Source organism: Rarobacter faecitabidus (assembly GCF_006716265.1).
Classification (GTDB): Bacteria; Actinomycetota; Actinomycetes; order Actinomycetales; family Cellulomonadaceae; genus Rarobacter; species Rarobacter faecitabidus.
The window spans coordinates 342,250-356,022 of sequence record NZ_VFOS01000001.1 but is presented as its reverse complement, the minus strand read 5'-3'; the positions used below and the strand labels follow the sequence as shown (position 1 = coordinate 356,022).

Genomic DNA, 13,773 nt, shown 5'->3' with positions numbered 1-13,773 from the left:
CGACCGCAGGTGTCCCGTGCGGGCGAGCCGTCCGCCCGCCCGCACGGGACACCCACCTCGATCGAATCGACGACGACACTCGGCAATGAGGGACGACCATGACATCGGCGACCACCGAGGGACCGCCTCCCCTGACGACGGCGAGCAGTGACGCGACTGCCGAGCCACTGACCGCAACCGAATCCGCGCCGGGCGCCGGCCCGCGGGGCCCGGGCCGGTTCAACTCCCCCGCCGCCCGCGCCTGGCGTGGCCGGTTCGACGTGAAGGCGTCGCCATATCTCTACATCGCGCCGTTCTTCATCCTGTTCACCGTCGTGGGGCTCTTCCCGCTCCTGTACACGGGATACGTCGCGATGCACTACTGGGATCTGCTTCCCGTCTCGCCCAAGCAGGGGGAGTTCGTCGGGCTCGCCAACTTCGCTCAGGAGTTGACGCAGGCCAAGTTCTGGATCGCGGTCAGAAACACCTTCTCGATCTTCCTGCTCTCATCCGTCCCGCAGATCATCGTCGCCACGTTCATCGCCGCCGTGCTGAACGCCAACATCCGGGCGCGCACGTTCTGGCGCATGTCGGTGCTGATCCCTTACGTCGTAGCGCCCGTGGCGGTCTCGCTGATCTTCGGTCAGATGTTCGCCGACCGGTACGGCATGTTCAACGCCATTCTGGAGAAAATCGGCCTGGATCCCATCGCGTGGCACGTTGACCCGCTCGCCTCGCATTTCGCGATCGCCACGATGGTCAACTTCCGCTGGACCGGCTACAACACACTCATCCTGCTCGCCGCCATGCAGGCCATCAACCGCGATCTGTACGAGGCGGCGCTCATCGACGGGGCGGGCCGCCTGCGCCAGTTCCGGTCGGTCACCCTGCCCATGATCCGGCCCACCATGATCTTCGTGATCATCACCTCGACCATCGGCGGTCTGCAGATCTTCGACGAGGCAGTGATGTTCGATTCGAACAACTCCCAAACCTCCTCGGGGGGAAGTTCCAATCAGTTCCTGACGATGACCATGTATCTGAAGGATCTCGGGTGGTCCGGGACCGTTCGCAATGGTTTCGGACGAGGCAGCGCCGTGGCGTGGCTCCTCTTCCTGCTCATCCTGATCGTCGGCGCGGTCAATTTCCTCCTCACGCGGCGGATCGCGAGCAGCGCCCTGCCGAAGCGCCGACGACGCGATCGCAGGTTAGCCACGGCAACGCAGGCGGACGATTCGCCCCTGGTCATTCAGCCATCCGGAAGCGCACGTGCGCAGGAGGAAACGCGATGAGCTCGTCCATCCCCGTGATCGCCCAGACGGTGGGACCGCGCGCCGCACGCCGCGAAGAACGCAGGCGCGGATCTGCGCGGCGACCAGGCTGGCTCACCTACGCGATCCTGACCGTATTCCTGCTCGGCTCGCTCTACCCGCTGTACTACACGTTCCTGCTCGCATCGGCGGATCAGCAGTACATCGCACAGCACGCGATCCCCTCCCTGATACCGCGCGGCAACTTCCTGTCGAACGTTGGCAAGGTGCTGAGCAACGAGAACGTGGATCTCTGGCTTGCCCTGCGGAACTCGCTGACCATCGCGGTCATCACATCCGTCTCGGTGGTCTTCTTCGCGACCCTGGCGGGCTACGCCTTCGCGAAACTGCGCTTCCGAGGACGGCGCGGCCTGCTGTTCTGCATCATCGCGACCATGGCCGTGCCCACGCAGCTAGGCGTCGTCCCGATGTTCATGATCGCCACGAAGTTCGAATGGCAGGGCAGCGTGATCGCCGTGATCGTGCCGGGTCTGGTGACCGCATTCGGCGTGTTCTGGATGACTCAGTACCTCGATTCGGCGCTGCCGACGGAACTCATAGAAGCGGCGCGCGTGGACGGCTGCTCGATGATCCGCACGTTCTGGTCCATCGCGCTGCCGGCCGCCCGGCCCGCCGCGACAATGCTGGGACTCTTCACGTTCATCGCCTCTTGGACCAACTACCTGTGGCCCTCGATCGTGCTCGGATCCAAGAATCCGACGCTCCCCATAGCGGTGCAGCTCTTGCAGACGTCGCTGTCCAAGGACTACTCGCAGATCATGACGGGCGTGCTCCTCACGACCGTGCCGCTCGCCATTTTGTTCGTCGTCGCGGGGCGTCAGCTCGTCTCCGGCATCATGCAAGGAGCAGTCAAGGGATGACCGTCTACCGCTTTCCCGAAAATTTCCTCTGGGGTGCCGCGACGGCGTCGTATCAGGTCGAGGGCGCCGCGCACATCGACGGGCGCAAGCCTTCCATCTGGGACACCTTCTCGGCAATCCCCGGAGCGGTGATGAACGGTGACAACGGCGATATCGCGTGCGATCAGTATCACCGCTATCCCGAGGACGTAGCACTCATGCGCGATCTGGCTATTGGCGCGTACCGATTCTCGGTTTCCTGGGCGCGCGTGCGGCCCGATGGCGCGTCGGGGCCGGGCGGGGTCAACCGGTCGGGCCTGGACTATTACTCGCGCCTTGTGGACGAGTTACTCAGCAACGACATCGAGCCCTGGCTGACCCTGTACCACTGGGATCTACCGCAGGCGCTCGAGGATCGGGGCGGCTGGACGAACCGCGACATCGTGCAGCGCTTCGTCGAGTTCTCCCTCACCGTCCACGATGCGCTGGGCGACCGGGTCCGCTCGTGGACAACGCTGAACGAGCCGTGGTGCTCCGCCTTCCTCGGCTACACGGGCGGGGTTCACGCCCCTGGAAGAATGGACGGAACGGCGGGGCTGGTCGCCGCGCACCATCTGCTGCTCGGACACGGTGAAGTCACCAGGGAACTGCGACGGGCGGCCCCGGACGCAAACCTGGGAATCACGCTCAACTTCACCGTGGCGGATCCCGCAGACCCGAGCGACCCGGCGGACCTCAACGCGACGAGGCTCTTCGACGCCCAGTTCAACCGGCTGTTCCTCGACCCCCTCTTCCGCGGCGAATACCCTGCCGACCTGCTGGCAGATCTCCGGACCGCCGGCCGCCACACCGAGTTCGAGGCCGCGATCAAGGACGGGGACTTGGAAACGATCTCCACTCCCATCGACTCGCTCGGCGTGAATTACTATCACGGGGAATTGGTGAGCGCTCGTCCCGACCCGAATGGAATATCCAACGAGGCGCCAGTTGAACGGCCAGTGAAATCCCCCTTCGTGCTTAATGAGGATCTGCACGTCCATATGCGCGATCTGCCACGCACTGATCAGAACTGGGAAATCCAGCCCGAGGGCCTGACGAGACTGCTGACCAGGCTGCACCGCGAGTACCTCGCGGGATCGTCCGTACTGATGTACATCACGGAGAACGGTGCCGCGTTCGACGATGTCATGGCCGCGGATGGACGCGTCAACGACACCAAGCGACTGGAATTCATACGCTCCCACTTGATCGCCACGCACGCTGCAATTGAGCAGGGCGCGCCCGTTGTCGGCTACTTCGCATGGTCGCTCCTGGATAATTTCGAATGGGCCTGGGGATATGCAAAGCGATTCGGTATCGTTTATGTCGACTTCGACACCCAGGTGCGGACAGTCAAGGCATCCGGCAGATGGTATGCGGAAACGAGCGCGGCTAACGCTGTGACTTCCACGTAACCGACCGGCGCGACCAGGAGGTATGACCATGGAACACCGGGCCCCCACGCTCGAGGAAGTCGCGATCGCTGCTGGAGTTTCGCGATCGACCGCCTCCCGAGTGATCAACGGCGCAGCCCGGGTTGCGCCGGAGACGCAGCAGGCGGTGGAGTACGCGATCGAGCGCCTTGGCTACGTGCCGAATCAGGCGGCCCGCTCCCTCGTGACGAGGCGCACCGAGTCCATCGCATTGGTCATACCCGAGGACGACGACCGGTTGCTGTCCGACCCGTTCCTGGGTCAGGTCGTCAGCGGCGTGAACGCCGCCGCCGGGCGCGCCGGGAACCAACTGGTACTCCTCATCAACCAGCGGAACCTGGAGAAGTCGGACCGCATCGCCCGATACCTGCGTGGCGGGCACGTTGACGGCACGATCGTGGTCTCGCACCACCGCGACGACGAACTCGAGAAGGTGCTGTCGCAGTCGGGCATCCCCGCGCACTTCATCGGCCGCCCGTTCAACCACGTGCCGGGTGTCCGGTTCGTTGACGTCGACAACGTTCGCGGCGGCGAGATCGCGACGCAGCACTTGATCGACCGCGGCGCCAAGCGCATCGCCACGATCACCGGCCCGGAGGACATGACGTCGGGGACCGACCGTAGGAAGGGATGGGAGGACGCGCTTCGCAGGGCCGGCATGCTGGCCGATCTGCACGTGGCGGGCGACTTCACGATTCCTGGCGGCATGCGCGCGGCGACCGAGTTGCTCGACCGAGGCGAGCGGTTCGACGGGCTATTCGTCGCCTCCGATCAGATGGCCGTCGGCGCGATGCAGGTGTTCTCCCAACGCGGCCTCGTGGTGCCGGACGACATCATGGTCGTGGGCTTCGACAACCTCGGCTTCGCCGAGAGCGCCGTCCCGACGCTCGCCACGGTGCAAAATCCCGTTCGCGAGATGGCCGATCTGGCCACGACCGCACTCCTGCGCCGCATCTCCCACGGGATCGAGCCGGGCCTGCCGGACGAGATCGCCATCATCGAGCCCGTGTTCGTCCCCGGCCAGTCGGCGTGACTTTCTGGCGATAACCCGCCGTGCTCGCCGCCGCGGCCGCCTCGGCGACGCGACGGGCCCGTCGTTCGTTCGCGCCCGTCGCGTCGCCGCACACGAGAGTAGCGACCGCAGACGATGAAGCGCGGTGGACGCGGGCGGGTAGCGCCGGGACGCGGGCGGGTAGCGCGCGCCTAGTGGCGGATGAGTTTGCGCGCGAGCCCGTTGCCCACCCCCTGAACGATCTGCACGATGATGATGATCGCACCGACCGCCACCCAGGTGACCAGATCGTTGTACTTCTGGTAACCCCACTGGATCGCGAAGGCACCCAGCCCGCCGCCACCGATCATGCCGGCCATGGCTGACATGTCGACCACCCCGACGAACAGGAACGCGTAGCCCAGCACCAGGGGGCCGAGCGACTCGGGAACCACGATGCGCAGGAGTACGTGCAGGCGCGAGGCGCCCATCGCGCGACCAGCCTCCACGACGCCGGGTGGTGTCGCCACGAGGTTCTGCTCGACGATGCGCGCGGTGGCGACGGTGCACATGATCGCCATCGGGAAGATCATCGCCCGCGTCCCCAGCCCGGTTCCCATCACGGTCTGCGTGAGCGGGCGGATGGCGGCGAGGAAGATGATGAACGGAATGGGTCGGATGAAGTTGATCAGGAAGTTGATGATCGCGTAGATCACCCGGTTCTGGAACAGGCCGCCGCGCCGCGTGGCGTACACGGCCAACCCGAGGATGAGGCCGAGCGCCCCGCCGATGAGGAGGCTGATGGACACCATCTGCAGGGTCTGCTGGATCGCCTCCACGAACTGGGGCGTGTGGCGGTCCCAGTCCCACTGATTCACGGCTAGCGAGGTCATTGGTCGCCCTCCTCGGAGATCGACCAGGCCGGATCGAGCTGCGGCTTCGATGCCGTGCCCAGGTCGGTGACGGTCGCACGCTGGCGCAACTGCTCCACGGCGCGCGCGGCGGAGACCTCGTCCCCACCGAGCGCGAGCGTGAGCGAACCGAAGGGCCGATCCGTGACCTCACCGACCCCGCCGTACACCACTGTGGCGGGCGCGGCCAGGCCGCTCAGGTCCAGACCGCTCTCGCCGCCTCCCGCCAGGCTGACGACGACGAGCCGCCCCGCATGGCGCTGCCGGATGGAGGCCACGACCTGCTCCGAGGGTCGATCGTGAAGGGCCGACTGGACGAACCGGCGGGTCGCGGGATGCCGGGGGTTCGACAGCAGCGAATGCGCGTCCCCGGACTCGACGACGCGGCCCTTCTCCATGACCGCGACGCGCGTGCACAGGTGCTGCACGACGGTCATCGAGTGGGTGATGAGCACGACCGTGATCCCGAGGTCCTCGTTGACCTTGCGCAGGAGCTCGAGCACTTCTCGGGTCGTCTCGGGATCGAGCGCGCTCGTGGCCTCGTCGGCGAGGAGAACCTGGGGCGAAGTAGCCAGGGCGCGGGCGATGCCGACGCGCTGCTTCTGCCCGCCGGAGAGCTGAGCGGGATACGCCTTGGCCTTGTCGGAGATCCCGACGAATGCGAGCAGTTCCGCCACGCGCGCCGCTCGCTCCTTGGCGGGCCAGTTCGCGAGTTTGAGCGGGTAGGCGACGTTGGCCGCGACAGTCCTCGCGTTGAACAGGTTGAAATGCTGAAAGATCATGCCGATGTCGCGGCGGATCTCGCGCAGCTCGGATTCCTTCGCCCGCGACACGACGCGGCCCGCGACGCTGACTGTGCCCGAATCGGGTACTTCGAGGGCGTTGATGAGGCGTACCAGTGTCGACTTACCCGCACCGGAGTAGCCGATGAAGCCGAAGATGTCACCACGATCGATCGTCACGCTCACGTCGTCGACCGCTCGTATGCTGCCCTTGGCGAACGACTTGGTGACGCCTCTGATGTCGATGAACGCCGCGTCCGGCGGTGCCGGTTGACTGATAGCGGGCATGTGTCACCTCTCGCTCGAGATGGCGGTGTGCCCCGGCCGCCAGGCCGAGGCGCACCGCCATCGAGGGGTCAGGACTTCAGTTGGCTCCGCGCGTCCGCCAGGTAAGCCGCGAGTTCTTCCGGAGTCGAGTGGACGAGCACTGCCGTACCGCCCGAGTTCTCCTGCAAGTCTGCCTCAACCTCTGCGGTCTGCGCGAGCTCGACGAGCTTGAGGTAGACCGGGTTGGTCGCGTCCTGCGCGCGGGAGGCCCAGATGTTGATGAAGGGCTTCGACGCGTCGGCCGCCGGGTCGTCCTTCGCGATGGCAGCTGTGGGCTCCAGGCCGGTGTCGGCCACGTAGTCGTTGTTGATGATGGCGCCAGCGATCTGCTTGTCCGCGAGCGAACGAGCCGTCTGGTCCGCCGCCACCGGCACGACCTCGACGCGTGAGGTGGCGGTGTCGATGTCCTCCGGCGTGGCAACCAGCGCGCCAACGCCGGAGTTGAGGGTGATCAGACCTGCGGACTGCAGTACGCCGAGCGCGCGGGCCTGGTTGGTGCCGTCGTTCGGCACCGCGATCTTCGAGCCATCCGGGATCGCGTCGACCGAGTCGTAGTCCTGCGAGTAGAGGCCGAGCGGGTAGATCGCTGTCGAACCAATCGCCGCGAGGTCCGATCCCGACTCGTTGTTGTACTGCGCGAGGAACAGGATGTGCTGGAACTGGTTCAGGTCGAGATCGCCGGCGTCGAGCTGCGGGTTCGGCTGCTGGTAGTCGGTGAAGTCCACGAGATCGAGGTAGATTCCGTTCTCGTTCGCAAGGCTCTCAAGGGTCGCCCACTGCGGACCGCTAGCTCCGACCACGCCGATCTTGACGGGGTTGTTCTTGCCGCCCTTGTCGTCGTCACCGGGAGCTGCGAAGCCTCCGTCCGCGGGCTTCTGCGTCGCCGAGTCGCTGGGGGCGGGAGTGGCTGGCGTAGATGTCGATGCGCTGCTGCACGCGCCGAGGGTCAGCGATGCGGCGATGGCAATCGCGGCTATTCCGATTGATTTACGGAGGTTTTTCACAATGATCTCCTGGGGTGTTGGAATGGTAAGGGTATGGACGCCGGTGCCGGTGGGCCAATGGGGTCCGAGTTAGAGCATTGTCTTGGCGCGGCGCGTGAGGGCCGTGCCCGGCGTGGGTGCCGCGACGAAGATCCGCCGCCACACCGTCAGCGCCTGGATCAGGGCATCGTGCCCGCGCAGCGACACATTCGGCGGTCGCTGACGGCCGAGGATGCAATGGCGTTAGCTGCCGTGTCGTTGCTTGTGCTCACATGTCCATGGTTGCGGCATCCATGGCGCAGCGGAAATGCGTCTCATGATCCGAAACATCCCACTATTTCGCGATGGCCTGCTCCAGATCGGCGACCAGGTCTGCGACGGTCTCGATGCCCACGGAGACTCGCACTAGGTCATGCGGCACCTCGAGTTGCGATCCCACGACGGATGCGTGCGTCATCGCGTACGGGTATTCGATGAGCGATTCCACGCCGCCAAGTGATTCCGCCAGCGTGAAGACCTTGGTCGATTCCACGATGCGGCGGGCCCGCTCGGGCGAGCCGGCGAGGAACGACACCATGCCGCCGAAGCTCGACATCTGACGCGCGGCGATCTCGTGGCCGGGGTGGCCCGCGAGACCGGGATACAGGACCCGATCCGCCCCCAGCCACTCGACGAGGGCATCGGCGACCACCGCGGCGTTCTCGCTGTGCCGCGCCATGCGAACGTCGAGCGTCTTGATGCCGCGGTGGGTCAGGTAGAGGTCGAGCGGGCCCTGCCCCGCGCCCGCAGCGAACTGCTGGAACTTCACGGCGTCCGCGACGGACGGGGTGCCCGTCCCGCCGTTACGTCCGTCGGTCAGCTCGACGCCGCGGCCGATGACCACGGCGCCGCCGATCACGTCCGAGTGCCCACCGATGTACTTCGTCGTCGAATGCACCACGGCGTCCGCCCCGAACTCCAGCGGGCGCTGCAGCGCGGGCGTGGCGAAGGTGTTGTCGACGACGAGCAGCGCCCCTGCGTCCTTCGATATCGCCGCGATCGCGGCGATATCGGCGATCCCCAGGAGCGGGTTGGAGGGGGTCTCGACCCACACGAGCTTGGTCTGACCCGGCCGGATGGCGCTCGCCACCTCGTCGGGGTTGGACGAGTTCGCCGCCGTGAGCTCGATGCCCCACTCGCCGTAGATCCTGGAAAGCAACCGGTAAGTCCCGCCATAGGCGTCACTGGGGATGACGATGTGATCGCCCGGTCGCAGCACGGCGCGCAGCAATGCGTCTTCGGCCGCAAGTCCGGATGCGAAGCTGTACGTCGCCTCGCCGCCTTCGAGGGCGGTCAGCACGGATTCGAAGGCCGTGCGAGTCGGGTGACCCGCGCGCGCATAGTCGTAGCCCGCCCTCATCTCGCCCACGCGCTCCTGGGCGTAGGTGGATGAAAGATACAGCGGCGGAATGACCGCCCCCGTTGACGGATCGGGCTCCTGGCCCTCGTGAATCGCCCTGGTCGCAAATCCAGACATCTTGTCCCGCTCCCTCATTACCCTCAACTACGTTTACGCCCCGAGGTACCCCAGCAGATCGTGGCGTGTGAGCACGCCGATGGGCATGCCCTCTTCGATGACCAGGACGGCATCCTGGTCCTGCAGCACCGATTGCAGGTTGGCGACCGACTCGCTCGAGCCGATCTGCCGCAGGGACGGCCCCATGAATCGGCCAACGCGCTCGCTCAGTGCCGCGCCATCCGCGAACACCGCGTCGAGCAGGTCGCGTTCGGTGACGGAGCCAACAACCTCGCCGACGACCACGGGCGGCTCGGCGCTGACGACCGGGATCTGCGAGACGCCGTACTCGCGCAGAATCTCGATCGCGTCTCGGACCGTCTCGCCCGGGTGCGTGTGCACCAGGTCCGGCAGGTCACCTGTCTTCGCTCTGAGCACGCCGCCCACCGTGGATTCGCCCTGCGCGAGCAGGAAGCCGTAGCTGCGCATCCACGAGTCATTGAAGATCTTCGACAGGTAGCCTCGGCCAGAATCCGGCAGCAGGACCACGATCACGGCGCGGGCCGCGGCCTGCGGGTCCTCGTCCTCCAACCGCTCAGCGAGTTTGAGCGCGCCCGCCACGGCCATGCCGGACGATCCGCCGACGAGCAGCGCCTCCTCGATCGCGAGGCGGCGCGTAACGTCGAACGACTCGGAATCACTGACCGCGATGATCTCGTGCGGCACAGCCGGATCGTACGCCTTCGGCCAGAAGTCCTCGCCCACGCCCTCGACCAGGTACGGCCGACCCGTGCCCCCCGAATAGACCGACCCCAGTGGATCGATGCCGACGACCTGCACCTCGCCGCCGAGTTCCGCATCGCGGTCCCTCGATACCTCGCGCAGGTAGCGCCCGGTGCCGGTTATCGTTCCGCCAGTGCCCACGCCGGCCACGAAGTGCGTGACCCGGCCATCGGTATCGGCCCAGATCTCCGGGCCAGTCGTGGCGAAGTGGCTGGCGGGACCGTTGGGGTTCGAGTACTGGTCCGGCTTGTAGGCGCCGGGAATCTCGGTGACGAGTCGATCCGACACCGAGTAGTACGAATTGGGGTCGTCGGGCGCGACGGCGGTAGGCGTAACCACGACCTCGGCGCCATACGCCCGCAGCACGTCCTGCTTGTCCTGGCTGACCTTGTCCGGGCAGACGAAGATGCAGTCGTAGCCCTTGCGCTGAGCGACCATGGCCAGGCCAACGCCGGTGTTGCCCGACGTGGGCTCGATGATCGTGCCGCCCGGGCGGAGCTGACCCGATCGTTCGGCAGCCTCGATGATCCGCTCCGCGATGCGGTCCTTGACCGAGCCGCCGGGGTTCAGGTATTCGACCTTCGCGAGAATGGTCGCGCTGAGTCCCATCGACACCGCGTTCAGGCGAACCAGCGGCGTCGAACCGACGAGTTCCGAAATGTGCTCGGCGTATTTCATTCCTCCACCGTACCGACTCCCTCGCAAGAAAATCGAAAGTGCCACGGAGCGGACGCGCTCGCCGAGTCGGCCCGGAACAACCGCCCGAGCGTTCCGGACTTAGCCGCAGCCGATGGAGCGGGATCGGGCGAGGTGGTCAGCCGTCCAACTCGGCCAGCGTGGGCGGGTCCGCCCCCGGGCGCGAGACCGTCACCGCGGCTGCCCTGGCGCAGCGATTCAGCACCGCCACGAGCGCCTCGTGATCGATCGTCTTGACCGCACCCTGGTGGCCGTAGCCCAGCGCGCCGGCGCTCAGCAGACCGTCGATCAGCGCGCCCATGAAGGTGTCGCCGGCCCCCACCGTGTCGACCACCTCGACGCTCACGCCATCGACCTCGAAGTTCGCCTCCTCGGTGAATGCCAGCGCGCCGGAGCCGCCGCGAGTGACGATGACGAGTCCGGGGCCGGAAGCCGCCCAGCGTCGCGCAACGTCCTCGTAGGATTCGCCGGGGGCGACCCACTCGAGATCCTCGTCGGACACCTTTACGACGTCGCTGATGGCGACGAGCCGCGCGAACTTGCGGGCCGTAATCTCGGGCGCCTCCATGATCGCGGGTCGCGCGTTCGGGTCGTAGGAGATGGTCGCGCCCGCAACCTTGAGCGCCGAAAGCAGGTCATAGAGCGGACCGGCGGCGGGCTCCAGCACCGCCCCGATCGACCCGACGTGCACGTGTCCGATGCCGGACAGATCGACATCCGCCGGGATGTTCCAGTCGATGTCGAAGATGTACCGGGCCCCGCCGTCCTCCCCGAGCACGGCCGTCGCGGTCGACGTGTGGTCGGACCCGAACGAACTCGGCTCGACCACGACGCCGGACGCTCGCAGCCACTGCGCAATCCGCTGGCCAGCGGCATCGTCACCGACCCAGGTCAGCAGGTGCGGGGTGCGGCCGAGCCGTCCCAGGGTGATGGCGACGTTCGCGGGAGAGCCGCCGGGAACCTCGTCCACGGAACCGTCGAGGCGATGCACCACGTCGATGAGTGCCTCGCCGATGATCAGCAGACCGTCGTTGCTCATTTGATCAGTCCCTCGGCAATCGCGCTGGCGAGCGACGGCGTCAGGGGCAGGCGCGGGATCAGCGTCGCCTGCACCGCGTGATACAGGTCGGGCTTGCCGGGCCAGACGATCGCCGCCGGAACGTTTTCAACGTCGAGTTCGTGGAACCAGGATCCGCGCTCGTGGTCGATCAGGTGGACATCGATGTAGTCCCACCACGCGGCGTACACCTCGGCGTACTCGTCCTCGTGCGTGCGGTGCCACAGCGCAGCGGCCGCACCGACGCCCTCGGCGGCGACCCAGTGCATGCGGCCGCGGACCACGGGGACGCCCTCCCAGTCGGTCGTGTAGACGAACCCGGGTTCCCCGTCCACGTGCCATCCCTTGTCAACGGCCGCCCGGAAGAGGCTGCGGGAAGCGTCCAGGAAGTCGCCGTGCGGCAGACCGAGCTTGTCGAGCGATGCCTCCAGGTGCAGGATCAGCCGAGCCCACTCGAGCGAGTGGCCGATGGTCACGCCGTACGGCTTGAACTGATCGTCGCGGCGGTCATCGTTGTAGTCGAGAAGCGGGACCCAGGTCGCATCATAGTGCTCCGGAATCTGCCAATCGTGGCCCTTGGCCTGGTCGATCACGAAGTCGACAACGCGCTGCGCGCGCAGTAGCCAGATCGGGTCTTCGGTGACGTCGGCAACCGCCAGCATCGCCTCGACGCCGTGCATATTGGCGTTTATGCCGCGGTAGGGGTCGAGCTCGGAGAAGTCGGTGTTCCAGGTGTCGACGAGCTTGCCGGCCTGCTCGTCCCAGAAGTACTTTTCGAAGACCGCGATGGCATCGTCGAGGAGTTCGCGCCCCCCTTCGAGTCCTGCGCGCGTGGCGGAGGTTCCCGCCAGCAGGACGAACGCGTGGGCGTAGGCGGACTTGTCGGCCTCTGGCCCATCGGCGCCGATGGACGAGAACCACCCGCCGCCATCGGCGTCCCGCAGACGCGTCGACAGCCCGTCGAGGACGTTCTGCGCCACGGGCTTCGAACCGGGCAGGCCGAGCAACGCGCCAATCGAGTACACGTGAACCATGCGGCAACTGATCCAGGTGTACACCGGCTGGTCCAGAATCGGCTGACCATTGTCATCGAGAACCCCGGCGCCACCATCGGGGTGAACGACGTTACGTCCGAAGTCGAGAAGATTGACCGTCTCCCCCTGCAGCCATTGACGGTGGCTGGCAAGGTCGTACCACGGTTGCATCGATTGTTACCTCTATCTGGATTGTGATCTTCGTGCCTGGCACCGACGCCGGACGATCACCTACAACGTTGTCAGTCCCACGCTACTACCTCAGAGCACTACCTTCCCAGACGGCGTTCCCGCTCGGAATAGGACCTCAGTGCCCTGAGGAAGTCCACGCGGCGGAATTCCGGCCAGTATGCCTCACAGAAATAGAATTCCGAGTGGGCAGACTGCCACATGAGAAAGCCGCTGAGCCGCTGCTCCCCCGAGGTCCGGATGACGAGATCCGGATCGGGCTGGCCACGAGTGTATAGGTGCGCGGCGATGTCCTCGACATCGAGGCATTCCGCAACAGAGGCAAGGTCCTCGCCGTTCGCCAGGCGCTCGCGAAGCGCGGCGCGCACGGCATCGGCAATCTCGTGGCGTCCGCCGTAGCCGACAGCGACGTTGACCTGCAGTCCGTCCGTGATTCCCGCCGTGGCCCGCTGCGCCTCGCGCAGGGCGGCCGCAACCGATTCGGGCAGGAGCTCGAGCCGGCCCACGACACGCAGCCGCCATCGACCGACCTCGGCGAGGTCGCGGATGGTCTCCTCGATGATCACGAGGAGGTCCGTGAGCTCATCGCTCGAGCGGCTGAGGTTGTCCGTGGACAGCATCCACAGCGTTGCGAGCTCGATGTCGAGTTCCTCGCACCACGACAGGAACTCCGCGATCTTGTCGGCGCCCCTGCGGTGTCCGGTCATCGCCGGCTCGCCGAACGCGCGCGCCCAGCGGCGGTTGCCGTCGAGAATGACGCCGACGTGACGAGGCATCCGACTGGTGGACAGCGTCCCGAGCAGCCTGCGCTCGTAGGCGCGGTACAGCGGGCTGGGCAAGCGCCCGATCTGCCTCACCATGCGCTGCGACCGCGGCACCGTCCGGCCGCGCTCGCTATCTGCTG

Annotated in this window: 12 protein-coding genes; 4 read left to right on the top strand and 8 right to left on the bottom strand. The window is 66.4% G+C overall.

From position 1 onward, the window contains the following. Positions 1-98: 98 nt before the first annotated feature. Genes FB461_RS01630 through FB461_RS01615 form a run of 4 tightly spaced genes read left to right on the top strand, consistent with a single transcriptional unit; the run spans position 99 to position 4,654 of the window. Positions 99-1,271 (top strand): carbohydrate ABC transporter permease, encoded by a 1,173-nt coding sequence (locus tag FB461_RS01630; protein ID WP_142118343.1) that lies wholly within the window; start codon positions 99-101, stop codon positions 1,269-1,271. After that, positions 1,268-2,170, top strand: coding sequence for a carbohydrate ABC transporter permease (locus FB461_RS01625; RefSeq protein WP_142118338.1), 903 nt, complete (start codon positions 1,268-1,270; stop codon positions 2,168-2,170). The genes FB461_RS01630 and FB461_RS01625 overlap by 4 nt, the downstream gene beginning before the upstream one ends. Beyond that, positions 2,167-3,603 carry a GH1 family beta-glucosidase gene (locus tag FB461_RS01620; RefSeq protein ID WP_142118336.1) on the top strand — a complete coding sequence of 479 codons (1,437 nt, stop codon included), beginning with the start codon at positions 2,167-2,169 and terminating at the stop codon, positions 3,601-3,603. Before FB461_RS01625 ends, FB461_RS01620 begins: the two co-directional genes overlap by 4 nt. Before the next feature lie 22 nt (positions 3,604-3,625). Next, positions 3,626-4,654 carry a LacI family DNA-binding transcriptional regulator gene (locus tag FB461_RS01615; protein ID WP_142118334.1) on the top strand — a complete coding sequence of 343 codons (1,029 nt, stop codon included), beginning with the start codon at positions 3,626-3,628 and terminating at the stop codon, positions 4,652-4,654. Positions 4,655-4,824: 170 nt separating this feature from the next. Here FB461_RS01615 and FB461_RS01610 read toward each other — a convergent pair whose 3' ends face one another. The 8 genes from FB461_RS01610 to FB461_RS01575 all read right to left on the bottom strand — a co-directional run bounded on the left by FB461_RS01610 (position 4,825) and on the right by FB461_RS01575 (position 13,729). Beyond that, positions 4,825-5,505, bottom strand: a complete 681-nt coding sequence (locus FB461_RS01610; protein WP_142118332.1) for a methionine ABC transporter permease — start codon at positions 5,503-5,505, stop codon at positions 4,825-4,827. After that, complete coding sequence (locus FB461_RS01605) at positions 5,502-6,593, bottom strand: methionine ABC transporter ATP-binding protein (protein ID WP_142118330.1); 1,092 nt, start codon at positions 6,591-6,593, stop codon at positions 5,502-5,504. The genes FB461_RS01610 and FB461_RS01605 overlap by 4 nt, the downstream gene beginning before the upstream one ends. Before the next feature lie 68 nt (positions 6,594-6,661). Next, positions 6,662-7,636, bottom strand: a complete 975-nt coding sequence (locus FB461_RS01600) for a MetQ/NlpA family ABC transporter substrate-binding protein (protein ID WP_170222551.1) — start codon at positions 7,634-7,636, stop codon at positions 6,662-6,664. A 313-nt stretch (positions 7,637-7,949) separates the two neighbouring features. Continuing rightward, positions 7,950-9,149, bottom strand: a complete 1,200-nt coding sequence (locus FB461_RS01595; RefSeq protein WP_142118326.1) for a cystathionine gamma-synthase — start codon at positions 9,147-9,149, stop codon at positions 7,950-7,952. Positions 9,150-9,164: 15 nt separating this feature from the next. Next, the gene (locus FB461_RS01590) at positions 9,165-10,571 is read right to left on the bottom strand and encodes a cystathionine beta-synthase (protein WP_142118324.1); all 1,407 of its coding nucleotides are present in this window, start codon (positions 10,569-10,571) and stop codon (positions 9,165-9,167) included. Positions 10,572-10,707: 136 nt separating this feature from the next. After that, a complete protein-coding gene (locus FB461_RS01585) occupies positions 10,708-11,628 on the bottom strand; it encodes a carbohydrate kinase family protein (protein ID WP_142118322.1) in 921 nt (306 codons plus the stop codon). Further along, a complete protein-coding gene (locus tag FB461_RS01580) occupies positions 11,625-12,851 on the bottom strand; it encodes an AGE family epimerase/isomerase (RefSeq protein ID WP_142118320.1) in 1,227 nt (408 codons plus the stop codon). The genes FB461_RS01585 and FB461_RS01580 overlap by 4 nt, the downstream gene beginning before the upstream one ends. Before the next feature lie 98 nt (positions 12,852-12,949). Next, on the bottom strand, positions 12,950-13,729 hold the full coding sequence (locus FB461_RS01575) for an isoprenyl transferase (protein WP_142120647.1): 780 nt from the start codon (positions 13,727-13,729) through the stop codon (positions 12,950-12,952). Positions 13,730-13,773: the final 44 nt, after the last annotated feature.

Excerpts from the sequence above, each read along its gene's own strand:
- FB461_RS01580 (WP_142118320.1), bottom strand. The coding sequence starts at position 12,851 with ATGCAACCGTGGTACGACCTTGCCAGCCACCGTCAATGGCTGCAGGGG.
- FB461_RS01630 (WP_142118343.1), top strand. The coding sequence starts at position 99 with ATGACATCGGCGACCACCGAGGGACCGCCTCCCCTGACGACGGCGAGC.
- FB461_RS01595 (WP_142118326.1), bottom strand. The coding sequence starts at position 9,149 with ATGAGGGAGCGGGACAAGATGTCTGGATTTGCGACCAGGGCGATTCAC.
- FB461_RS01575 (WP_142120647.1), bottom strand. The coding sequence starts at position 13,729 with ATGGTGAGGCAGATCGGGCGCTTGCCCAGCCCGCTGTACCGCGCCTAC.
- FB461_RS01585 (WP_142118322.1), bottom strand. The coding sequence starts at position 11,628 with ATGAGCAACGACGGTCTGCTGATCATCGGCGAGGCACTCATCGACGTG.
- FB461_RS01625 (WP_142118338.1), top strand. The coding sequence starts at position 1,268 with ATGAGCTCGTCCATCCCCGTGATCGCCCAGACGGTGGGACCGCGCGCC.
- FB461_RS01620 (WP_142118336.1), top strand. The coding sequence starts at position 2,167 with ATGACCGTCTACCGCTTTCCCGAAAATTTCCTCTGGGGTGCCGCGACG.
- FB461_RS01590 (WP_142118324.1), bottom strand. The coding sequence starts at position 10,571 with ATGAAATACGCCGAGCACATTTCGGAACTCGTCGGTTCGACGCCGCTG.
- FB461_RS01605 (WP_142118330.1), bottom strand. The coding sequence starts at position 6,593 with ATGCCCGCTATCAGTCAACCGGCACCGCCGGACGCGGCGTTCATCGAC.
- FB461_RS01610 (WP_142118332.1), bottom strand. The coding sequence starts at position 5,505 with ATGACCTCGCTAGCCGTGAATCAGTGGGACTGGGACCGCCACACGCCC.
- FB461_RS01615 (WP_142118334.1), top strand. The coding sequence starts at position 3,626 with ATGACCATGGAACACCGGGCCCCCACGCTCGAGGAAGTCGCGATCGCT.